Below are 21637 nucleotides of genomic sequence, written 5' to 3'. Positions count from 1 at the left end.
GGCCCACACAGGTGGGCTACGGCTTCGCCCTGACCAACCCGGCGTCGTACGCCAGGATGACGGCCTGGATGCGGTCGCGTGCCCCGATCTTGGCGAGGACACGGCCGACGTGCTTCTTGACCGTGGACTCGGTGAGGACGAGCCGTTCGGCGATCTCCGTGTTCGTCCAGCCCTGGCCGATGGCGACCAGTACCTCGCGTTCGCGGTCGCTGAGCGTCTGCAGCCGGGGGTCCACCGGCGCCGTGGCGCCCGCCGGTGCGAGGACCTGGTGGGCGTAGGCGTCCAGCAGACGCCGGGTCAGGCGCGGAGCCACGACGGCGTCGCCGGTCGCGACCGCGCGGATGCCCGCCACGAGTTCCTCGGGGCGGGCATCCTTGAGCAGGAAGCCACTGGCGCCGGCCCGCAGACCCTCGTACGCGTACTCGTCGAGATCGAACGTGGTCACGATGAGCACGCGGGTACGGCCGCCGGCGGCGACGATCCGGCGCGTCGCCTCGAGACCGTCCATGCCGGGCATACGGATGTCCATCAGGACTACGTCGGGGCGCAGTTGGGCGGCCAGGCGGACGGCCTCGGCCCCGTTCTCGGCCTCGCCGACCGGGCTCAGGCCGGGGGTGCCTTCCAGGAGCATGCGGAAGCCCATGCGCTGCAGCGGCTGGTCGTCGGCGATCAACACGGTGGTCATGGCAGAGGCTCCGCCGAGACCGACGGGGCGGGGGTGGAGGGCACGTTGAGTACGACGTCCACGATCCAGCCGTGGCCCGTCGCGCGAGGGCCGATGGTGACGGCACCGCCGTACATGGCGGCCCGCTGGCGGATGCCGATCAGGCCGTGCCCGGCGTCGCCGGTCCGCGGCTCCGACTGCGCCGGTCTGCGTGCGCCTTGCGGTACGCCGGTGTCGGCGACCTGTATCCGCACCTTGCCGGCGTCGACTGCCACGGCGACCTCGGCGGCGGAGCCCGTACCCGCGTGCTTGAGGGTGTTGGTCAGCGCTTCCTGGACGATGCGGTACACGGTGAGCTGAACGCCGCTGCCCAGTGAGTCGAGCTCGCCCACGGACCGGTAGGTCACCGCCAGCCCCGCCGCGCGAACCCGCGCCAGCAAGGGGTCCAGATCACGGACCCCTGGCTGCGGACTGAGCAGCCGTACGTCGTCCTGCTCCTCGCGCAGAACGCCCAGAACGCGGCGCAGTTCGCCCATGGCCTGCCGACCGGTGTCGCCCAGGATGCGCAGGGCCTCGGCGGACTGCTCGTTCCTGTTGGCGGCCAGGGTCGCGGCGCCGTCCGCGAGACCGACCATGACCGAGAGGTTGTGGCCGACGATGTCGTGCATCTCGCGCGCTACCCGGGAACGCTCGGCCGCGGCCGTGAGCTGGACGCGTTGGTCGTGCTCGATCTCGAGGCGTCTGGCGCGGTCCTCCAGCGCTGCCAGATACATCCGGCGGATACGGAGCGTCAGGCCGACGGCGACGGCCGCAGTCGCCGTGCCCAGCAGGAAGAAGAGGCTGAGCAGCGGATGGTCGACAGGTAGCAGGACACAGACCGACAGAGCCACTTCGACGACGGTCAGCGCTGCAGCCCAGCCCAGCACCCGCAACGAACCGTGCAGTGCCAGGGTGTACAGGGCGATGAGCGTGCTGATTCCGGCCTGCTGCCAGATGCCCACCGACCACTGGACGAGGGACACCAGCGCGATCACGAAGAACGTGACGCCCGGGGCCCTGCGTCGCCACCACAGCGGAATGACGAGTGCGGCAGCGAAGACGAAGGGGACGCCGGACGGCAGATCGCCGCGGGAGGCCGTTTCCCCGAAGGGGCCATTGCGGTCGCTGGAGATCAGGTCGGGCAGGCTGACGAGGGCGACGGTCAGCACCACCGCGGTGTCGAGCAGCCATGGATGCCGTCGGTCCAGCCGCTGCTTGTGGCTCTGCCCGCGCAGCAGTCGTCCCAGCAGGGGATGCGCCCAGGCGGCGTCGAGCCCGGGGGACGGCGGGAGGGCCGTCCCCCGGATGGTGTCCGCGGCGGCTGCCGCCCGTTCCGGACTCATGGGCCCCATTGTCGTCGGTGCGCTGGTCACGCGTCGGTACGGGCCAGTCGGTATGCCGCTCCGGCGAGTGTCAGCGCCACCCAGCCGGCGAAGACCGCGAGCCCCGCCCCGGGCGAGAGGGCGTCCGAGGACTCGTGCAGGGTGTAGACGGCCGATCCCGCGTTGCTGGGGAAGTAGGGGTTGATCGTGTCGTACCACGAGTCGGGCAGCAGCGAGGCCAGTCCGGGGAGGATGAGCAGGATGCCGACCAGTGCCGCGATGGCCCCGGCGGAGGAGCGGAGCAGCACTCCCAGAGCCACGCCGAACACGGCCACCAAGCCGAGGTAGGCGCCGGCCCCGGCCAGGCTGCGCAGCACGCCGTCGTCGCCCAGGGAGAGCGCGATCTTCTCACCGTCCAGGCCCAGAGTGCCCAGCTGGAACGCGGCCAGCGCGGCGATCGTGGTGAGGACCCACGCGATGGGCCCGATCACGGCGCTCTTCGACCACAGGACCGGCAGCCGTCGCGGAACCGCGGCGAGCGTGGACCGGATCATGCCGGTGGTGTACTCGCCCGCGGACAGCAGCACCCCGAGCACGCCCACGGCCAGCGACGCGAAGGTCACGCCGGTCAGCGCCAGGCTGACCGCGTCGCTGTCGCCGCCGGAACCCGGACCGGGCGGCCCGTCACTCGCGGGGGCGTCCGGACTGTAGGTGGCGGAGGCGATCGCCCCGAAAACGATCAGCAGGACCAGGGCGACGCCCAGGGTGATCCAACTGGAGCGCAGCGACCAGAACTTGGCCCACTCCGAACGCAGCACCCGGCGGCCGGTCACCTTCCGAACCGTCGTGTGAGCGGGCGCCGCGGAAAGGGTGTCGGTAGTCATCAGGCGGCCTTTCGTTCGGTGTCGGCGGGAGCGCTGGGAGCGCTGTGGTATTCGACGGCGTCGCGGGTGAGTTCCATGAAGGCCTCCTCCAGCGAGACCGACTGCGGGGTGAGTTCGTACAGCGCCAGCCCGTGCTGAGCGGCGATCGCCCCGATCTCACGGGCGCTACGTCCGGAGACCAGCAGTTCCTCGGCGGAGGAGGAGCTGATCGTGACATCCGGGCCGGCCAGCAGCGAACGCAGCTTCCCGGCCTGGGTGGTGGAGACCTTGACGCCCCCGCCGCCGGCCTCCCGGACGAAGTCGTCCACCGTGGTGTCCGTGAGCAGCCGACCGCGCCCGATGATCACCAGGTGATCGGCGATCAACGCGGTCTCGCCCATCAGGTGCGAGGAGAGCATCACAGCTCGGCCCTCGTCGGCCAGCCCGCGCAGGAGGTTGCGCACCCACAGCACGCCCTCGGGGTCGAGGCCGTTGACGGGTTCGTCGAGCATGACGATCGCCGGGTCGCCGAGGAGGGCCGCGGCGATGCCGAGCCGCTGGCCCATGCCGAGAGAGAAGGCGCCCACGCGCTTGCCGGCCACGCTGCCCAGCCCGGCCAGCTCGATGACCTCGTCCACCCGGCGGCGCGAAATGCCGTGGGTGTGCGCGAGCGCCATCAGGTGGTTGAACGCGGTACGCCCGGGGTGGACGGACTTGGCCTCCAGCAGGGTGCCGATCTCGTGCAGCGGTGCGGGCTGCTCGGCGTAGGAACGACCGTTGACGGTGACCGAGCCCTTGGTGGGGGAGTCCAGGCCGATGATCATGCGCATGGTCGTGGACTTGCCCGCGCCGTTGGGACCCAGAAAGCCGGTCACCTCACCCGGCTTCACGGTGAAGCTCAAGTGGTCGACGACCGTTTTGTCCCCGTACCGCTTCGTCAACTCACGCGCTTCGATCATGGAGTAGGCCTTCCTCACCTCGAACCGGCCGCGGACGCACCGCGACATCTGTGTTCGAAGCTACGAGGGCGGGTGGTCGAAACTGTGGGACCACGGGGGACACTTTGGCGTCCGAGTGGTACCGCGGTACCACTCGGACGGGCTCCACCGGCAGGGGCATTGTTCCTCCTGGAAGGAGCGTCCGATCATTGAGCACGGTGCAACATGAAGTTTGCATGTCGCGGGTCTGGTGTGAGGGACGGGCGGGATACTCACGCTGGTCGTCAGCCAGTGTCCACGGTGAAGATCGTCCGGCTCGTCGGCCGGAGCCGTTGCCGGGTTCTGCTGCGCCGACTGCCGTGCCGCTCTTACGATCCGTCACCGGGCCGGTACGCCGGGAGGGCGTGGGGATGCTGGAGCTGGAGCGGATCACGGCTCGCCGGATTGAACTCGACGCGCTCGCCGAGGAGTTGGCCAAGCAGTTGCAGGAGGTCCAGGCCGAGCGGGAGGAGCTGGTGATCGCCGAGCGGTCCTGAACCGGCTGGCTGAGCAGGACCGGGCCGTGGCACAGGCTGCCGCGGCCGTTGGCCCGGCTCCCGCCCGGGTGGCGGGGCGGGCGGTCCTGTTGATCCCGCACCGCAGCGACACTCCTGACGAGTGGTACCGCCGTTCAGTCCCGCACGACTCCACGACTCCACGGCATCCGTCATCACGTCCTCGCGGTGCTTGCTGACCTGGCCACTGGCGATACCTCCGTGGACATCGAGCCGGGATGGCTCGCCGCGTACGGCGACCACCTCACCGAAGACGAGGCCGTAATGCTCCGGCGGGCGGCCGGAAAGCCGAGGCGCCTGGACGCGTTGCTGCACTTGAACGACCTGTACGCAATCCTCGACATGGATGCCGAGGAAGATGATGAGCATGATGCGGACGCAGTCGCCGAGGGCGCCGACGCACACCCGCTGGTCAAGCTCGCTGACGCGTACCGTGATGCAGTCCTCGACTTGGTGCAACCCTCCAGTGCCACTGCGACAACCGTCGATAGGCCGGTGCCTGACGATGAAAGCCGAGACAGTGAGCTCCTTCAGCGGGGCCACTGATCGGGTGACGGGATCGGTGTCCGCAACGCACAAGGCTCCCGTGCCGTTGAGGGAGGTGTTCGACGTCTCAACTCATTGGCGCAGGAGCCCAATGCCGCGAAGTCAGAGGGGAACCTGCCCACGTCAAGTGGGTTGGCGGTATTGGTGGTTGAGCCGGACGACGCAACGGGACCTCTGATAGCCAGGAGTGATCCGTCAAGATCAATCCGAGCGCCGAGGTCCTGTTGCTCCGCCAGTCTGCCACCAGCACTCTCACGAGAACCCTGACCGTCGCCCATGGCATCTTCGCTCCTGGCCATCTGGGCGAGTTGACTAAGAACTCCTAACGAAATGATCTTCGAGGTGGTTGGATCACTCCGAGACTGTTGATCCGGGGGTGCGGGGTGGCTCGGCCGAAGCCGTGGGAAGTTGATGACGAGTTGTGGGCGATGGTTGAGCTGCTGTTGCCCACGGTCGAGCGCCGAACTCGGCACCCGGGACGCAAGCGGCATCCGGACCGACTGGTGTTCCAGGGCATCTTGTTTGTGCTGCACACCGGGATCTCCTGGGAACACCTGCCGCAGGAACTCGGCTTCGGCTCGGGCATGACGTGCTGGCGCCGCCTGGCCGAGTGGACCGAGGCCGGCGTATGGCCCCAGCTGCACGAGGTCCTGCTCGCTGAACTCCGCGGCGCGAACGCCCTGGACTTCTCCCGGGCGGCCGTCGACGGCTCCCACATCCGGGCGCTAAAGGGGGACCCAAGACGGGACGAAGCCCTGTCGACCGGGGCAAGACGGGCAGCAAGCGCCATCTGATCACCGATGCCACCGGCATCCCCCTCGCCGCCACCTTGACAGGCGGCAACCGCAACGACGTCACCCAGCTCATCCCACTGCTCCAGGCCGTGCCGTGCCGCCCGTGCGCGGCGAGTGCGGCCGGCCTCGGCGCCGCCCGGACGTCGTGCTGGGCGACCGCGGTTACGACCACGACAAGTACTGCCGACTGGTCTGGGACCTCGGCGTGAAGCCGCTGATCGCCCGCCGCGGCACCGCGCACGGTTCCGGCCTGGGGGCTCAACGGTGGGTGGTCGAGCGCGCGTTCGCCCACCTGCACTGGTTCCGCCGACTTCGGATCCGTTGGGAGATACGCGACGACATCCACGAGGCGTTCCTCATCCTCGGCTGCGCTCTGATCTGTTGGCGGCGCCTGAAATCGCTGCGGTAGCACTTCCCACCGGCGGTCGAAGTCAGCTTCGTCTCAGTCCCGTTCGGTCGTTTCGGAGCGGGCCTGAGGCCAGGCCTGTGAGCCCCACGCCGACGAGCATGACGGCACAGGCGACGACGATGACGGTGGCGCCCTGAAGATCGACAAGCGCGCCAAGCACGTTGTTCATGAGCAACAGGGCCACGCTCTGCACGAGTACCAGCACCGCCTGGATCCGCGACAAGTGGGAGTCGGGTGATGATGCGAGAACCAGCGGCGCGATGTGCGCGGAGAAGGTCCCGTTACCGACGCCGATGACCAGGCCGGCGGCGACGGCTACGGTCGCGCTGGGGGAGAGACCGAGCGCGAGGACGCCCCCACCCGCCAGGACCAGCGCGCTCGCCGCCATCAGACCAGGCCGCCCCAGCGGCCCGCGCTTCACCACGACAAGGGTGACCGCCACCATGCCCACGCCCTGCGCTCCGAGCACCAGCCCGGCAGTTCCCGCGCCCCACTCCTCCTCGCGTGCGAGCAGGGGGACCAGCAGGGACAGCACGGGCAGCAGGAAACCGGCCGCTGCCCCGGTGAGCCAGAGTCCCGGGCGCAGCACAGGATGGGAGAAGGCTACTTTCACCCCGCTCAAGGCTTCCTTGAGGAGACCATCCGTCTTCGGGGTCGGAGGCACGTCGTGCTGGGGGCGGACGACGGTCAGGACAACCAGGGTGAAGGCGAAGGTGACCGCGTTGACGAAAGCGGCACCCGCGAACCCGGCCAGGCCGACCAGCACACCGGCCAGCGGACCGCCTCCCATGTTGATCACCTGGCCGCCGACCTGTCTGAGGGACAACGCGCGAGGCAACTGGGCCTTGGCTACCAGTCGGCGGGGCATGGAGCCCGAGGCCGGCAGATAGAACGCGTCGACGACACCGACCGCAATGCCAGTTGCAATGAGCAACAAGGGCGGGGCTCCCAGGGAGTAGGCGACGGCCGAGAGCGTGAGCGAGAAAATCAGCATCGCCGCGTCGCCGGTGATCAGCACGCGTCGTGCGCTGACGCGGTCGCTGACCGCTCCTCCGACGAGGAGGAGCAGGACGCGGGGCAGCGTGATCGCGCTCAGGGCCAGCCCCGCGATGCTCCCGCCGTACTCGCTGGCCGCCCAGCCGAGGGCAAAGTAGAAGACAGCATTGCCCACGAGCGACACCAGGATGCCGACGAGCCACAACTTGTAGGCCCGAGGCAGCCTGTCTTGGCCTTGCCTCTCATCGCACGCCTCCGGGACCGGGAGGCCACTGGCTTCCACAGTCTCCTCGGCCGCCTCGTCACTGGCCGCCATTGGGCACCCCCCGATTGATTCGACTGATGACGGTGATCACGGCACCGACGGTGCCACACGGCACTGACATCGAGCCCGCTCGTCGTGGTGCCAGCCTCGGGGGAACTGCTGTAGACCGCTGGAGCTTTACTCGCTCCGGTCAACCATCAGGTCTATTTCGTTAGGAGTTCTAAGTACATTCCTTTCGAGCTGGTCGACGCCGTGCTGGCGGAGACCGGGTCCGTCCAGCGCCGGCTACGGGTCCTGCCCTCCCGGGTGGGCGTGTATTTCCTGCTCGCGCTCGGCCTGTTCCCTCATCTGGGCTACGCGATGGTCTGGGACAAGCTGGTCGCCGGTCTGGTCGGACTGCCAGTCGCGACTCCCTCGGAAAAGGCGCTGCGTGACCTGCGGCGCCGTCTGGGACCGGTTCCGCTGAAGGCACTGTTCGAGGTGGTGGCCGGGCCGCTGGCGCAGCCGCGTACGCCCGGAGCACGCTCCTCCGGGCCCGCGCCCCGGTCAGTCTGGTAAGGCGCCAGGTCGGCCCACGAGGGGATGTCGTTCTCAGGTCAGCGTTCGATGAGAATGTTCGTGGCCACCGCGTCGTGCGTGACCCCCGACGGCTGATCCGGGTCGGAGGGCCACCAAGGGGCCGTGACCGCCGCCCACAGTGCGGCGCCGACGTCGTCGGACCTGCTTGGCTTGGCGTCGGCCGGCAGAGCGAGGCGGATCCGCACGGTCCGCGATTCCCCGGGCTTGAGCTCGAACTCGTCCGTCTCCACGTGTGTTTGGCCTGTCAGGTCAGCCCAGCGGCCCTCGCGGTTGATCGACCAGTGCACTTGTCGCATGGATCGGCCGATCTCTCCGGGGGCGAGGGAGATCGCGATGCGGAGGTGGGAGCGAGTGAGCTTGCCCGCGGCGTTGCGCACCCGCACATACCACTCCACCGGCGTCCCGCCCTCGGTCGCCCGGAGTATCTGCGGGACCTTGACGGTGAGATGCGTGGGGTCGACGGAAAAGCGCAGGCGCGTCGCGGATGCTGCCGGGTGGATATCCGCATAACGGGCATCCTTGGACATCTCCGCGGCCACCGTGGTGGTCGCGGCAGGAACCTTGCCATCTATGTCGTCGATGCGCTGGTCAGCGGTGAACAGCCGGAAGTCGAGCTCCGTCCGTGCCTTGCCGCGATACGACAGCGGCACGATGGCGGCGAACTCTCCGTTGTCGTCCTGCTCGTTGGTCCACTGGAACGGCACATCGTGCCAGGAACCGTTCTCGCGGATCTGGAGTTCGTTGGGGACGGTCCCGATGTAGAGCGCCACATGGCGTCGCTCGGCCTGCCCGGCGGTGAGGCCCGTGACGGAGAGGTGGAGGGGGAGGGGCGGGCCGCCGGGGACCAGGGTGTTGCCGTCCGCACTGAGATGAATGACCGGGTGAGGTGCGGGTGTGGGCCCGCTCGCCGACGGGCTCTTTACCGCCGGCGCGGACTTCTGCTCCCCGCACCCGGCGAGCGCCGTCATCGCGACAACCGAGGCAGCCAACATGAGCGCTACAGCCGGTCTGGGTATTCGTGTCACGGTCAGTCCTCCGCGGCGGACTCTATCGGCGGCAGCGACCGGTAGGTAGGCCATCAGAGAATACGGGCGGACGCGGGGACCGTGGCACCGCGGACCAGGTGCCAGACCGTCAGACGCTCAGACCGACAGCGAGACCTCGTGGATCTCGTCGGCCTTGTGGCCCGCGCGTTCGTGGTCACGCCGGATCGCCGCGTACAGCTCGACCTTCGACATCCGCGGCATGACCAGCACCTTTCACCACGAGCATCCCGATGCTGCCCTGGCAAGAACCTCAGTGCCTCCCCAACTCGTCGACAAGAGCTATCGTCAAGACCTGTGGATCAAGATCTTTTAATGCGTTGGTCGCCTGGGTGATCTGGCGGTCAAAGATCGTGGATGTCGGGGCGGGAGATGGCGGCTTCGACGAACAGTCGGCGATAGAAGGGGCCAAGGCCGTTGGGGATGGTCAGGGACTGGAACGTCTTCGCCGCCGGCAGGAGGCGGCGGTGAGCCATCTCGAAGCGTGGATCCCACGGAGCCAGGCGCACTTCTGCTCGCCACATCGACCGGACCAGCACCAGCCCTTCCTGCGGACCCCGCACGCACACGCCCCGGCTGAACCCGAGGAGCCGGCAATCGAGCACCTCGGCGCAGGCTTCCTCACAGACCTCGCGGCGCATCGTGTCGACCCACTGCTCATGTCCCTCGGGGCGACCGGCGGGCAGGCCCCACCGCTGTCCGTCTTCGCTGACCACGACAATCCGATCGCCGGTGACGCACACCGCCTCCGCGCCGTGTGGCGTACCCGACGGTGGGTCAGGAGGCGGATACCACGCAACGTGCCATTCCTGGCTGTTGATCGATGCGGTGAAGTCGACGCCATTCCCGGCGATGTCGTTCATAGTTTCGCTCCAGCGAGGATCAAGCGGCTGTGGGGACAGGGTCTTCGCAGGGCCGTTCGACGAGGTGGCCGCGTTCGAAGCGGGCTCCGGCTCGGACGAGGGTGACGAGGTGGGGTGCGTTCACGGCTCGCCAGCGGGCCTGGGCAGACTCGACGAGCTTGAAGACCATCGCCAGGGCGGCGGCGCGGGACCCGGCTCCCTTGGTGACCCTGGTCCGCAGCCGGACGGTCGCGAAGGTCGACTCGATGGGTTTCGTGGTCCGCAGGTGGATCCAGTGCTCGGCGGGGAACTCGTAGAACGCCAGCAGCTCGTCCTCGTCATCGACGATCTTCTTGACGGCTTTGGGAACTTCGCGCCGTACTGCTTGGCGAACACCTTGATGGCCTTGGCCGCGTGCTCCTTGTCCTCGGCGCTATAGATGTCCTGGATAGCCTTCTTCGCCGCGGGCTGGGCCGACTTCGGGAGACTGTCCAGGCAGTTGGCCGTTTCAGAAGCCGTATCCCTATCGATCATGAGGGCGGTTCTGATCGAAGGGGATCCCTGGTCGGGTGATCCTGGCTGGGTGGGCGCATGAAGGCAGGACCTCCGGTGCAGCACGAGGGTTGCGAAGCCAACTCGAGTGCAGGGAGGTCCTGTTGTCCCAGTCTTGCGTGACGGTCCTGGTCCCGTCCAACTCCCGCGTGTCGTCGTGCGATTGCCTCGCGCACCGGTTCGGGAACGCGGCCGACCGTCCGAACAGGGTGCGCAGGTATCCGTCGGACATGACGGACGCGGAGTGGGCGGTGGTGCGCGACGCGCTGCCGGTTCCTGCCTGGCTGGAGGGCCGGGGCGGGCAGCCCGAGGGCTACTGCCACCGGCAGATGCTCGACCAATGCCACGAAGTTAAGGGCCTGTTGGTGGTGTCAAGGCATCAGGGAGAGTGATGTTGTAGGTGTTCGGCGCGGTTCGGATGAGTCGCCCGCTGCGGGCCCAGTAGCAGAGTTGCGCGGTGAGGCTGCTGAGAGGGCGCCCCGAGGTGGGGAGCCCGAGATGCCGCGCGATGTCCCGGGTGTGCATGGCGTGGTTGGAGTTCGCGGCCAAGAGCTGGCAGACCTGGCCCCAGCGGCCGGAGAGGGCCCGGCTCGGGTCCTGCGCGCTGGGCAGAGCTGGTGGGTGCACGGTGATCTCGATGGCGGTGATCGGGGTGCTGTCGCGTGGACGCCCGTCGCGGTTCCAGACTCGTGGGATGTCGCACACACCGAGGTATCAGGAATAAGCACGTCCGGCAGCGACCCCATCAAGTCGGGGTCGAAGAGGGGTTGGACGTCACCCCAAAGCAAGTCGGCCGGCCCACCATCCTGCCCGTCAGCCTCCCCCAACGACGACAATTACCTTAGCCAAGGTCGTGAGGCATCCCCATGTCTCATGAGACACATCAAAGTCTGGAGAACGATGGTCACCGGACCGTGCTGTGGCGGACCGAGAACGGCGTCCGGCTGCAGTCCCGTACCGGCCGCGACGTCACCGCGCTCTGGATGGACCTGGCCATGGCCGCCATGAGCCGGCCGCCCGGCCTGATCCTGGACGGGGTTATGTGACCTGTGGGGGTGTCTCAGCCCCAAGGTGTCTCAGGCGGCGCAGCTCCCAAAAATGAGACGTGGCGGGCGTCGCGGCCACGTTCCGCAGCGTCGGTTGCCGCTCACAGGTGGCCGTCCAGGAACTTCCGTACCTCGGCGATGGTCATAGGCCCCGTGCCGTGCGCCACCGCCTCTCCCTCCTTCAGCAGGACGTAGGACGGGGCTCCGGTGATCCCGTATCGCTCGGTTGCGGCCGGACAACGCGTGATGTCGGCGCGGACGGCCGTCAGGCGGCCCGTGTAGTCGTCGGCGATGCCACCCACGACGAGGTCCATCACCCGGCAGGGCTCGATTGCCTTGGGCCATGTCCCGGTGAAGTATGCGAGGACCGGAACTTTGCTCATCCCGAGGATGAATTTGAACTCCGCGTCCTCACGGGGTCGGTGAACCCGCTTCGTCATGGAAGCTCCTGCCCTCACGTTCCGTCATTCCATCCCCATCATCCCTCGCGCGGTGTGCCAGGCCGGCCCGGTCGGTTGTCCGGTGGACCTGTCGGAAGGGAGGCACGGGGCCGTCGCAGAACCACGGTGGTCCCCGGCGCGAGCGGCCCGCACCCCCGGCCCTGGTGACCCGGCCTGGCCGCCACGCCGGTCACCCGGCTGCAGCCCGCCGTGCGCCCGTGGGTCAGCTCGTGCCAGGACAGTGCCCCCCGCGACGACCTGAAAGCCGTTTTCCAGGGCATAGCTGCCCAGATCTCCGACCGGATGCTCGATGAGCTCGTCGACGAGCGGGCCGGTGCGCATCGTCCATCGGATCCAGTCGACCAGACAGCGCCCCCGACGGGCTTCCCGGGGCCTTGTCTGGTCTTCACCTCAACCCCCGGTCTCAGCTGGCTCATACGGCTCTTCCCCGGGCCGCATGAGCCAGCTGATGGCACCGAGAACGAGGCACGATTCCTGGACGCTCGCGGACGCGGGCGTGGACGGTCGAAATACGCGTCAGCTGACCCGAAGACCGACCGCCAGCGTCAGTTCGAGGACCCGCTGTGGCGATGCGAGATCCGGAAACAGCTCCCGCAGCTGAGACATCCGGTACCGGACCGTCTGGGGATGGACGAACAACGCCGCCGCCACCTCGTCCCGCCTGCCCTGGTGCAGCAGCCACGCCCGCAACGTCTCCTCCAGCCGCCGTGCGGTCGCGACAGGCAAGGTCCGCAACGGTGCGAGGGCTCGGGCACGCAGGTCTGCGAACGCGTCCGCGTCGGCGCTCAGCACCAGCTCGGGCAGGTGGTCCTCGGTGTCGCGAATATCAGAGGAGAGGGAGCGTGCGCGTACGGCTCGTGCGTACGAGGCGGACGCACGAGTCCATGGCCGGGCCGGGCCGACCACGGCGGTGCGGTCGGTCAGCTGCCGCAAGAGATGTGATCGGTCGGCATCGGGGACGAGCAGCACACCGGTGGCGTCCGGCAGATCGTCCAGGACGAGGGTGCTCGGGTCGAGCGCGCGGTAGGCAGGCCGGGCCTGGGCGGCGGGCAGCAGGACCGCGGTCAGCGAAACCGGAGGCTGCCACGCGGCCCGTTGAGCAGAGGCAAGCAGCACGTCCGGGCTCGCGCCGGCGAGGAGGTCGCGGGCCAGGTGTTCCAGGTGGCGCTCCTGGTCCCTGCCCCGCGCGGCCAGTTCGTCGGCGTGGCCCGCGGCGCTCGCGGCGGAGAGCTCGTCGATGTAGGCGAAGGTCAGCTCGGCGAACTTGGCGACCTCGGCGGCGGGCAGACCTGCGGGTACGGCACCCGCTGCCAGGCATCGCCAGGCCACGCGGGCGCCGACACGGTAGGCGCTGAGCAGGGCGTCCATCGAACGGCCGTCGCGCACCTCGCCGCGGCCCAGCTCGTAGGCCGCGTCACCGGCGTCGCCGCCTGTGGCGTTCCCGCTCGCGAGGTCCAGGTAGTGCCCCAGGGCGGTCCGGACGGCTCGGCGGATGGTGGCGCCCATGGGGCCCGTAAGGGCGCCTGCGTAGGGAGGGACCTCGTCGATGATCGCCTGGACGACCTCGTCGGCGGTGCTCTTCAGCGCGGCCCGAAGTGCGGTGACCGTCGTCTCATCCAGGGCCAGTTCGCCGGCCCTCCGGATTGCATGGCTCACGTTTTTGTTCCCTGCGAACAATTCAGCCGACCAGATTCACGCCCTACGGACAGGACTTTACGCCTTCAGGCGCAGCAGGCTGGAGTCATGACGAGTACAGCCCTCCGCAGCAGGGCGTGGAAACTGCTGGAGATGGTCACGACGCCGCTGCTGCCGTCGGACTACCTCGACCTGGTCAGCCCGCTGCGTGCGGGCGCTGACCTGCGTGGGCGCATCGAGGCCGTGCACCCCGAGACGGGTGACGCCGCGACCATCGTGATCAGGCCGGGACGGGGCTGGCGCGGCCACACGGCCGGTCAGTACGTGCGCATCGGGGTCGACGTCGACGGGGTGCGCCTGTGGCGTGCCTACTCCCTCACCTCGCCGACAAACCGCCCAGACGGCCGCGTCACGATCACCGTGAAGGCGATCCCGGACGGCAAGGTCAGCAACCACCTGGTCCGCAGGGCGAAACCGGGCACGCTGATCCAGCTCGACCAGCCGACCGGTGACTTCGTGCTGCCGCAGACCAAGCCCGCCAAGGTGCTCTACCTGACGGCCGGCAGCGGCATCACGCCCGTGATGGGCATGCTGCGCGACACCGAGTTCGACGACGCCGTCATGATCCACAGCGCGCCACAGCCGCACGACGTGATCTTCCGCGACGAACTGCACGACCTGGTCGCGGACAAAAAACTGCGGCTCACCGAGGTGCACACCGACACAGGCGGCATGCTCGACATCGCCCGTCTCGACGAACTCGTGCCCGACTGGGCCGAGCGCGAGACCTGGGCCTGCGGGCCCGCGGGCCTGCTCGACGCCGCCGAAGAGCACTGGAGTGAGCACGGCGTACAAGAGCGCCTGCACACCGAACGCTTCCGCCCCAGCATCGTCGTCGCCGGCGACGGCGGCGAGGTCACGTTCAGCGCCACCGGCAAGACCGTCGACGCGGACGGCGCCACGCCGTTGCTGGACGTCGGCGAGGAGGCCGGCGTGCTCATGCCCTCCGGGTGCCGCATGGGCATCTGCTTCGGCTGCGTCACGCCGCTCAAGGCGGGCGCCGTCCGCGACCTGCGCACCGGCGAGATCACCGAGGCCGAGCCGGGCGTCCTCATCCAGACCTGCGTGTCCGCCGCGGCGGGCCCCTGCGACATCGAACGGTAGGAGCACCTTGACCGCCACCGACCCCACCGCCCACCTGACCGCGGAGCAGATCGAGGAACTCGGCCGCGAGCTGGACGCGATCCGCGACGAGGTGATCGCCGGCCGCGGCGAGAAAGACGCCGCCTACATCCGCAAGGTCATCTCGGCGCAGCGCAAGCTCGAGCTGGTCAGCAGGGGCGTGCTGCTGTTCTCGATCTTCCCGCCCGCGTGGCTGATCGGCACCGCCGGACTGTCCGTGGCGAAGATCATGGACAACATGGAGATCGGCCACAACATCCTGCACGGCCAATGGGACTGGATGCGAGACCCGAAGATCCACTCCACCACCTGGGAGTGGGATCACGTCTCGCCGTCCGAGCAGTGGAAGCACTCCCACAACGAGCTGCACCACACGTACACCAACGTGATCGGCAAGGACAACGACCTCGGCTACGGCATCATGCGCGTCGACGAGGACCAGAGGTGGCACCCGTTCCACCTCGGCCAGCCGCTGTGGAACTTCATCAACGCCTGCTTCTTCGAGTACGGCATCGCAGCGTACGACCTGGAGCTCGGCAAGAACCTGAGCAAGCGCCGCCGCAAGAACCCGGAGTTCCGCGCGCGGGCCAAGGCCGTGGGCCGCAAGATCCGCAAGCAGGTGCTCAAGGACTACGTGATCCACCCGCTGCTGTCGGGACCGTCGTTCCTCCCCACGCTCGCCGCCACGTTCACCGCGAACCTGGTCCGCAACATCTGGTCCCACTCGGTGATCATGTGCGGGCACTTCCCCGAGGGCGTACAGGTCTTCGAACGCCGGTCGATCAAGGACGAGACGCGCGGCCAGTGGTACCTGCGCCAGATGATGGGCTCGGCGAACATCAGCGGCAGCAAGGCCATGCACTTCATGACCGGCAACCTCTCCCACCAGATCGAGCACCACCTGTTCCCGGACCTGCCGAGCAACCGGTACGCCGAGGTCGCGGTGAAGGTGCGCGCGCTGTTCGATAAGTACGAGCTGGAGTACGTCGCCGGGCCGCTGCCCAAGCAGGTGTTCTCCGCGTGGCACAAGGTCTTCCGGCTCTCGCTGCCGAACAAGAAGCCCAAGGTCAAGACGCCGGACCGCGAGCAGGAGCTCGTCGCGGCCTGATCCCGGTATTGGTTCAGATCCTTCGGCCGTACCGGAGGCACCGCCCGGTTCGGTGAGATCCGTTGCGGACGATGGGCGGCCGCGACATCAGCCCGTACGACACGGGACCCGGGCAGCCCGGTGTCCGGCTGCGCTGCCTGGACGTGCGCCAGGAGCTCAGCACACAGCCCCCGGCGAGGTGTTGTAGTGCGCTGACCTGCCATGGTCGGGCCGGTCGTCGGGTGCGTACGCGTACTCGGTTTGCCGACGGGCAGGCTGGGTGGAAGGCATGCGCTGTGACGCGGACCCGGCCGTCGGGGTCGAGTCCCGCACGGTCCGCACCGGACCGGCCCACGCCCTGCTGGATGCCACGCGCGAGTCCGCCGTCGTCGTCATCGGCGCCCACCGCCGCGCGGGCCGGCTCGGACCCGTCGCGCACACCCTGCTGCACCGCGCCCACTGCCCTGTGGTGCTGGTACCGACGATCGGATGAGCGGCAGAGGGCCTGGTCCGGGATTCCGCTCCCCGCACCGGCGCAGGACCGGACGGCTCCGGCAGCGATGGTGACGAGCGCGGTCCCGCTGGGTGTTGTGCACGCAGGGGAGCAACAGTCGCACGCCTACGAGCCGTTCGCGATGGTGCCGACGGCCGACTCAGGCCTCGGTGGGGGTGAGCCGGACTCCGGTGACGAGGTCGGGGTGGATGCGGACCGCGTAGTCCATGGCCTGCCCCACCCAGGGATGCAGAATCTCCTGGTATCGGGTCAGATCACGGGCGTCGGTCACCAGGTGGGCGTAACCGGTGACCACCACGCTCCAGCCGAGGTGCGTGTCCGGGTCGATGGCGTCGGCCTCGTACGCCACGACCACGCCCGGCGCGCCGGCCTGCCGGGTCCGTGAGGTCAGGGCGGCGCCCTCGTGCGTGCGGATGACGATGTCGCCGTTGTCCAGGACATGGTTGACCGGGCGGATCGTCGGCAGTGCGTGCTGGGTGAAGACGACCCGCCCGAAGGACACGCTGCCCAGGAGTCGCAGCGCCTCGGCGCTGTCGAGGTCGATGCTCCGGCGCGGTCCAGTGGCGGTCGACCGGCCGTTGTCGAGGGCCATGGCGGGCTTCCGTGTCTGTTCGTCTCTCACTGCTTCATGTCTCCGACCGGCTCCCCCGGGTCCGTCACGTGGCGCGGGGCCCGATGGACGGCCGGTGAGGGGGCGAGGCATCTTCGTCGCGGCTTCGTTCGATCAGATCATTCGAACTGCGGCGGAGGTCATGGCGCTAGGGCCGTTCGGCCCCTGCCCGTGGCCGGGCGACCCTTTCACGGGTGATCGGTGGCCGGGGCGGGGTGCGGTGTCCGGACTCCGCGGGACCAGACGTTGTGGACGGCCGGTGCCTACCAGGTGCCGGGCCTTGTGAGGAACCGGCCTCGGGCGTCGGCCCCGCGGTGTCGCCGCACGGGAACAGGTGCCGTTTCCGGTCCTGCCGTCTCCTGCTTCCCGGCGCGGGTTTCTCTCACGAGGCGGGTGCCGGATCGCCGGGCCCGTCCTGACCCTCCTGCTCCTCCGCCCGGCCCCCGCGCCACGGCGGCGGTGTGGCCGACCTGCAGGTCGCGTCGTCGCGGTGCGTGGCGCGGTCGGCCTGGCCGCGCAGCCGGTCCTGCAGGCGGTCCGCGAGCTCGTGTGCGGTCGCCTCACGGGCGTGCACGATCACGAGAACGCCGCCCACCCGAATCTCGGCCGCCGCGGACCACGGCTGCTCGACGTGCTGCGCCGTGGCCCTGGTGACCCGCACCTCGCCGCTGACGTCCGGAAGCCCCGGACGGTCGAGGGCCGCTTCGACCTTGGTCCGGATGTACGCGAGCGCTTCCTCGTCCACGTCGCCCGCCGCGCGCACGCGTACGCCGACGGTGTCGGGAACACGGATGTCCCTGGCAGTCATGTGCCCCACTCCTTCTGATCGTTCGTCAGCGGCTCCACCCTGCTCCGGGGAGCGGCTCCGGTCCCAGGGCCACCCGGCCCCGGGACCGGGCCATGGGTCCCGCGTGTCCGCCCGTCGCCGGACGCTGCGGATCCGGATCGAGGGCCGACCGGACCTGGCCCGACAGCCCGGCACAGCCCGATCTGGGTCTAGCTGCTGGACGACCACGAAGTGGTACGGCGGGGCATGCACGACCTGCTCGATGACGAATCGGACATTCTGTGAACGGCGAGGCAGGAAGCTCTGCCGGGCCTGACCAGCAGGGAACGGGAGCCTGGTTGCCGGCAGGGCCACTGAGGCCCGCCGCGACGGACGGTGGGGCCGGACGTCCCGTACCTCACCCCCGTACGGCCCCTCCCGAACGGGTTGCGCGCGCCGGAGACCGGCGGCGCACCGGAACCACCGGACACCGATCGGGAGGACGAGCGACATGACCGTGCGCGTGGGAATCAACGGCTTCGGGCGCATCGGGCGCAACTACCTGCGCTGTGTGCTGGAGCGCGCGGAAACAGCGGCCGGCACGTCGGTCGAGGTGGTGGCGGTCAATGACCTGACCTCCCCGGCGGCCCTCGCTCATCTGCTGGAGTACGACTCGACGTACGGCAGGCTGCGCCGCGCGGTCGAGCACGACGACACCTCGATCACCGTCGACGGCCACCGTATCGCCGTGACCGCCGAACGCGACCCGGCCACCCTGGACTGGGCCGGCCTCGGCGTCGACGTCGTCGTCGAGTCCACCGGACGCTTCCGCAGCCGCGAGGACGCCGGGCTGCACCTCAAGGGCGGGGCCTGCAAGGTGTTGCTGTCCGTGCCGGGCAAGGGAGTCGACGCCACCGTGGTCATGGGCGTCAACGAGGGCACCTACGACCCGGACAGCGACCACGTCATCTCGAACGCCTCGTGCACCACCAACTGCGTGGCGCCGATGGTGAAGGTCCTCGACGACGCATTCGGGATCGACAAGGGCCTGATGACCACCATCCATGGCTACACCAACGACCAGGTGGTCCTGGACGGCCCGCACAAGGACACGCGCCGCGGGCGTACCGCCGCCGTGAACATCATCCCGACCAGCACCGGAGCGGCCCGCACCGTGGGCCCGGTGCTGCCGGAGCCGGCCGGCACCCTCGACGGTCTCGCGGTCCGGGTCCCCGTCGAGGACGGCTCCCTCACCGACCTGACCCTCGTACTCGGCCGGGAGGTGACCGTCGACGAGATCAACTCCGCCTTCGGGGAGGCCGCCGCCGGGCCGCTGAAGGGTGTCCTGCGGGTGTCCGACGCCCCGATCGTCTCCCGGGACATCGTCGGCGATCCCGCCTCCTGCGTCTTCGACGCCCCGCTGACCCAGGCCCACGGGGACCTGGTGAAGGTCTTCGGCTGGTACGACAACGAGTGGGGATACACCAACCGGCTCCTCGACCTCACGGAGCATGTCGCCGCCCGGCTTCCACGCAATTGACGGAGGCACCTGCCACCGCTCCCGTACCGTCCTCCGTCCGCGACGGATACCGTTGTACCTGACCGCAACGGTCGGCTGCGGGTGTGTCGAGCGGACGTGGAGGATCACCGGTGGGAAGCCAGGAGCGGGCCGGTCAGGCCCGCGTACGGCTGCCGCATCTGAAGCTGGACGAGCTGCTGGAGGAACTGCAGGCCCGCCTCGACACGGCCCGCGGCACGCGCGACCGGGTGAACAGCCTCCTGGAGGCGGTGCTCTCGGTCGGCCGGGAGCTCGACCTGGAGCAGGCCCTGCGCAGCATCGTGGAGGCCGCCGCGGTGCTGGTCGACGCCGAGTACGCCGCCCTCGGCGTGATCGGGGCGGACGGCAAGCGGCTGTCCGCCTTTCACACGGTCGGGGTCACCGAGGAGCAGATCGCCCGCATCGGGCCCTACCCCGAGGGCCACGGCATCCTCGGCGAGTTGATCACCAACCCTGTGTCCCTGCGGCTGGCCAGGATCTCCGACCATCCTTCCTCGTACGGCTTCCCGCCCCACCACCCGCCGATGAACAGCTTCCTCGGCGTTCCCATCCGGGTGCGCGACCAGGTGTTCGGCAACCTCTACCTGACCGAGAAGCGCGGTGGAGCGCAGTTCGACGACGAGGACGAGTCGGTCCTGTCCACCCTGGCGGTGGCGGCCGGCGTCGCGATCGACAACGCCCGCCTGTACGAGGAGTCCCGGTTGCGGGAACGCTGGCTGCGGGCCACCGCGGAGATCACACACAGCCTGATGTCCGGCAGCGAGCGCGGCGAGGCCCTCGGCCTGATCGCCGAGCGGGCCCTGCAGATCACCGGCGCGGCCCTCGCCGTGGTCGCCATGCCCCTGGAGGACACCGACTCGCTGCGGGTGGAACTGGCCGTCGGAAAGGGCGCCGACGCACACCGCGGGCTCGTCCTGCCCGTGGACGACAGCCTCATCGGCCGGGCCTTCGCCGACGCCGCACCCGTCATCAGCCCGGACGTCTCCCGAGACGAGCGCAGCGAGATGGGGGGCGCGGGGAGGGTGCCGTCCGCCGCGACGCGCTTCCCCGGGCTCGGGGCTGCTGTGGCCGTGCCCATCGGGACGGGGGAGGGCGTACGAGGTGTCGTGCTGCTCGTGCGCGAGGAGGGCCGGACGGTGTTCTCCGAGCAGGAGACCGAGCCGTTGCAGGGCTTCGCCGCTCAGGCCGCGATCGCGATGGAGCTGGCCGAGCGGCGCCGGGACGCCGAGGAGGTCGCGGTGCTCAAGGACCGCGACCGCATCGCCCGGGACCTGCACGACCTGGCGATCCAACGGTTGTTCGCGACCGGCATGACGCTGCAGAGCGCGGGCCGCTTCATCGAGCACCAGGAGGCCTCGGAGCGCGTGGCGCGCGCGGTGGACGACCTCGACGAGACCATCAAGATCATCCGGTCGACCATCTTCGGCCTGCGCTCGCACGAGGGCACCGCCGGGCCCGGACTGCGGGCCCGGGCCGTACGGGTGGCCGGCGAGGCGGCACCCGTGCTGGGCTTCGCGCCCAGCATGCGCATGGAGGGCCTGGTGGACACGGACGTGCCGAGAGAGGTCGCCGACCATGTGGTGGCCGTGCTCTCCGAGAGCCTGACCAACATTGCCCGGCACGCTCGTGCCGACCGCGCCGATGTGGTGCTGAAGACCGACGGTCGCGAGGTGCGGCTGACGGTCTCCGACAACGGCGTGGGCATTCCGCCCGAGGGGCGCCGCAGCGGCCTGGACAACATGGCCGAGCGGGCCCGGCAGCTGGGTGGCGAGCTTCAGGTGATCACTCCAGAGGGTGGGGGCAGCACGCTGGTGTGGCGGGTGCCGGTGCCGGCGGCGGAGTAGCGGGAGGCCCTGGCACTGGGACCGGTCGGGACCCGTCTCCGGGCCCTTCGGTTCCGTCGGGCCGTGGTGTGCGGTGCGAGACTGAAGCCGAGCCCGTGGGGTGGACCGGTGGATGGGGAACGCCTCGTGCGGCCTCTCGGGAAGGGCAGGGCGGCAACACCTCCCCGGATCGGTGCCCGCACACCTCCGGCGGACCCCTGCAATATCAGTATCCCCGCTCGGGCACCGGCACCGACAGAGGCCACCGCTGCGAGCAACAGCAGTCCCAACCCGTACGGCTCGCAGGCGCCGTTGAACGAGCCCATAACCAGCGGCGGCACGAGGCCGCCTAGGCCGCCCGCAGGCCCCGACGACGCCGGTGACCGAGCCGGTCCGCATCGGCGGCGTCGGCATGGCCACGAAGGCGAACGTCGCCCCGCTGCCGGCGCCCAGCGCCGCCGCCCTGAGAGCCATGGAGAACCGGCGCCCGGCCATACCCGGTGTACCGGCGGCGCAGCGTGCCGACACGCCCCGAGCAGGGGGCCGCTC

19 protein-coding genes and 4 pseudogenes are annotated in these 21637 nt (G+C 69.5%); 11 read left to right on the top strand and 12 right to left on the bottom strand.

What is annotated here, in order from left to right; all coding sequences use genetic code 11:
* Positions 1-16 precede the first annotated feature (16 nt).
* The 4 genes from AC5DRG_RS01340 to AC5DRG_RS01325 are packed head-to-tail and all read right to left on the bottom strand — an operon-like array spanning position 17 to position 3847.
* The gene (locus AC5DRG_RS01340) at positions 17-685 is read right to left on the bottom strand and encodes a response regulator (RefSeq protein WP_491807451.1); all 669 of its coding nucleotides are present in this window, start codon (positions 683-685) and stop codon (positions 17-19) included.
* Positions 682-2046 (bottom strand): sensor histidine kinase, encoded by a 1365-nt coding sequence (locus tag AC5DRG_RS01335; RefSeq protein WP_491807450.1) that lies wholly within the window; start codon positions 2044-2046, stop codon positions 682-684. Before AC5DRG_RS01335 ends, AC5DRG_RS01340 begins: the two co-directional genes overlap by 4 nt.
* A gap of 26 nt (positions 2047-2072) precedes the next feature.
* Positions 2073-2909: an ABC transporter permease gene (locus AC5DRG_RS01330; protein ID WP_491807449.1), complete on the bottom strand. Its 837-nt coding sequence runs from the start codon at positions 2907-2909 to the stop codon at positions 2073-2075.
* A complete protein-coding gene (locus AC5DRG_RS01325; protein WP_491807448.1) occupies positions 2909-3847 on the bottom strand; it encodes an ABC transporter ATP-binding protein in 939 nt (312 codons plus the stop codon). Before AC5DRG_RS01325 ends, AC5DRG_RS01330 begins: the two co-directional genes overlap by 1 nt.
* A 338-nt stretch (positions 3848-4185) precedes the next feature.
* Between AC5DRG_RS01325 and AC5DRG_RS01320 the strand changes: the two genes are divergently transcribed.
* The 3 genes and pseudogenes from AC5DRG_RS01320 to AC5DRG_RS01310 all read left to right on the top strand — a co-directional run bounded on the left by AC5DRG_RS01320 (position 4186) and on the right by AC5DRG_RS01310 (position 6129).
* Positions 4186-4362: a hypothetical protein gene (locus AC5DRG_RS01320; RefSeq protein WP_491807447.1), complete on the top strand. Its 177-nt coding sequence runs from the start codon at positions 4186-4188 to the stop codon at positions 4360-4362.
* Positions 4363-4581: 219 nt separating this feature from the next.
* A complete protein-coding gene (locus tag AC5DRG_RS01315) occupies positions 4582-4926 on the top strand; it encodes a hypothetical protein (RefSeq protein ID WP_491807446.1) in 345 nt (114 codons plus the stop codon).
* A 428-nt stretch (positions 4927-5354) separates the two neighbouring features.
* Positions 5355-6129 (top strand): annotated as a pseudogene (locus AC5DRG_RS01310) (IS5 family transposase).
* Positions 6130-6151: 22 nt separating this feature from the next.
* Here AC5DRG_RS01310 and AC5DRG_RS01305 read toward each other — a convergent pair.
* Positions 6152-7441 carry an MFS transporter gene (locus AC5DRG_RS01305; RefSeq protein WP_491807445.1) on the bottom strand — a complete coding sequence of 430 codons (1290 nt, stop codon included), beginning with the start codon at positions 7439-7441 and terminating at the stop codon, positions 6152-6154.
* 177 nt (positions 7442-7618) lie between these two features.
* Here AC5DRG_RS01305 and AC5DRG_RS01300 point away from each other — a divergent pair.
* A pseudogene (locus tag AC5DRG_RS01300) lies at positions 7619-7915 on the top strand (transposase domain-containing protein); the annotation flags it as partial.
* Between the two features lie 71 nt (positions 7916-7986).
* On the opposite strand, the gene AC5DRG_RS01295 reads toward AC5DRG_RS01300, so the two are convergent.
* From AC5DRG_RS01295 to AC5DRG_RS01285, 3 genes and pseudogenes are all read right to left on the bottom strand, one after another.
* Positions 7987-8937 (bottom strand): hypothetical protein, encoded by a 951-nt coding sequence (locus AC5DRG_RS01295; protein WP_491807444.1) that lies wholly within the window; start codon positions 8935-8937, stop codon positions 7987-7989.
* 419 nt (positions 8938-9356) lie between these two features.
* A complete protein-coding gene (locus AC5DRG_RS01290) occupies positions 9357-9875 on the bottom strand; it encodes an NUDIX domain-containing protein (RefSeq protein WP_491807443.1) in 519 nt (172 codons plus the stop codon).
* Between the two features lie 19 nt (positions 9876-9894).
* Positions 9895-10358: pseudogene (locus AC5DRG_RS01285) on the bottom strand (transposase); the annotation flags it as partial.
* 278 nt (positions 10359-10636) lie between these two features.
* On the opposite strand from AC5DRG_RS01285, the gene AC5DRG_RS01280 reads away from it, so the two are divergent.
* Both AC5DRG_RS01280 and AC5DRG_RS01275 read left to right on the top strand, forming a co-directional pair.
* A complete protein-coding gene (locus tag AC5DRG_RS01280; RefSeq protein ID WP_491807442.1) occupies positions 10637-10798 on the top strand; it encodes a hypothetical protein in 162 nt (53 codons plus the stop codon).
* Between the two features lie 474 nt (positions 10799-11272).
* Positions 11273-11452 carry a hypothetical protein gene (locus AC5DRG_RS01275; RefSeq protein WP_491807440.1) on the top strand — a complete coding sequence of 60 codons (180 nt, stop codon included), beginning with the start codon at positions 11273-11275 and terminating at the stop codon, positions 11450-11452.
* 101 nt (positions 11453-11553) lie between these two features.
* On the opposite strand, the gene AC5DRG_RS01270 is transcribed toward AC5DRG_RS01275, so the two are convergent.
* Both AC5DRG_RS01270 and AC5DRG_RS01265 read right to left on the bottom strand, forming a co-directional pair.
* The gene (locus AC5DRG_RS01270; RefSeq protein WP_491807439.1) at positions 11554-11892 is read right to left on the bottom strand and encodes a thioredoxin family protein; all 339 of its coding nucleotides are present in this window, start codon (positions 11890-11892) and stop codon (positions 11554-11556) included.
* Between the two features lie 537 nt (positions 11893-12429).
* Positions 12430-13569 (bottom strand): PucR family transcriptional regulator, encoded by a 1140-nt coding sequence (locus tag AC5DRG_RS01265; protein ID WP_491807438.1) that lies wholly within the window; start codon positions 13567-13569, stop codon positions 12430-12432.
* Positions 13570-13656: 87 nt separating this feature from the next.
* On the opposite strand from AC5DRG_RS01265, the gene AC5DRG_RS01260 reads away from it, so the two are divergent.
* The 3 genes and pseudogenes from AC5DRG_RS01260 to AC5DRG_RS01250 form a co-directional block, all read left to right on the top strand.
* Complete coding sequence (locus AC5DRG_RS01260; protein ID WP_491807437.1) at positions 13657-14712, top strand: ferredoxin reductase; 1056 nt, start codon at positions 13657-13659, stop codon at positions 14710-14712.
* Positions 14713-14719: 7 nt separating this feature from the next.
* Entirely contained in the window at positions 14720-15838 is a 1119-nt protein-coding gene (locus AC5DRG_RS01255) for a fatty acid desaturase family protein (protein ID WP_491807436.1), read from the top strand.
* Between the two features lie 286 nt (positions 15839-16124).
* Positions 16125-16310 (top strand): annotated as a pseudogene (locus tag AC5DRG_RS01250) (universal stress protein); the annotation flags it as partial.
* A gap of 160 nt (positions 16311-16470) precedes the next feature.
* On the opposite strand, the gene AC5DRG_RS01245 reads toward AC5DRG_RS01250, so the two are convergent.
* The gene (locus AC5DRG_RS01245) at positions 16471-16923 is read right to left on the bottom strand and encodes a pyridoxamine 5'-phosphate oxidase family protein (protein WP_491807435.1); all 453 of its coding nucleotides are present in this window, start codon (positions 16921-16923) and stop codon (positions 16471-16473) included.
* 400 nt (positions 16924-17323) lie between these two features.
* Positions 17324-17749 (bottom strand): hypothetical protein, encoded by a 426-nt coding sequence (locus AC5DRG_RS01240; RefSeq protein WP_491807434.1) that lies wholly within the window; start codon positions 17747-17749, stop codon positions 17324-17326.
* 469 nt (positions 17750-18218) lie between these two features.
* Here AC5DRG_RS01240 and gap point away from each other — a divergent pair, with 469 nt between their 5' ends.
* Together gap and AC5DRG_RS01230 are read left to right on the top strand one after the other, a co-directional pair.
* Positions 18219-19247, top strand: a complete 1029-nt coding sequence (gene gap / locus AC5DRG_RS01235; protein WP_491807433.1) for a type I glyceraldehyde-3-phosphate dehydrogenase — start codon at positions 18219-18221, stop codon at positions 19245-19247.
* Positions 19248-19357: 110 nt separating this feature from the next.
* On the top strand, positions 19358-21109 hold the full coding sequence (locus tag AC5DRG_RS01230; RefSeq protein ID WP_491807432.1) for a GAF domain-containing sensor histidine kinase: 1752 nt from the start codon (positions 19358-19360) through the stop codon (positions 21107-21109).
* The last annotated feature ends 528 nt before the right edge of the window (positions 21110-21637 follow it).

Source organism: Streptomyces sp. JLBG701, from assembly GCF_058544905.1.
The sequence above is the reverse complement of the archived record's forward strand: the minus strand, read 5'-3'. Positions and strand labels throughout refer to the sequence as shown.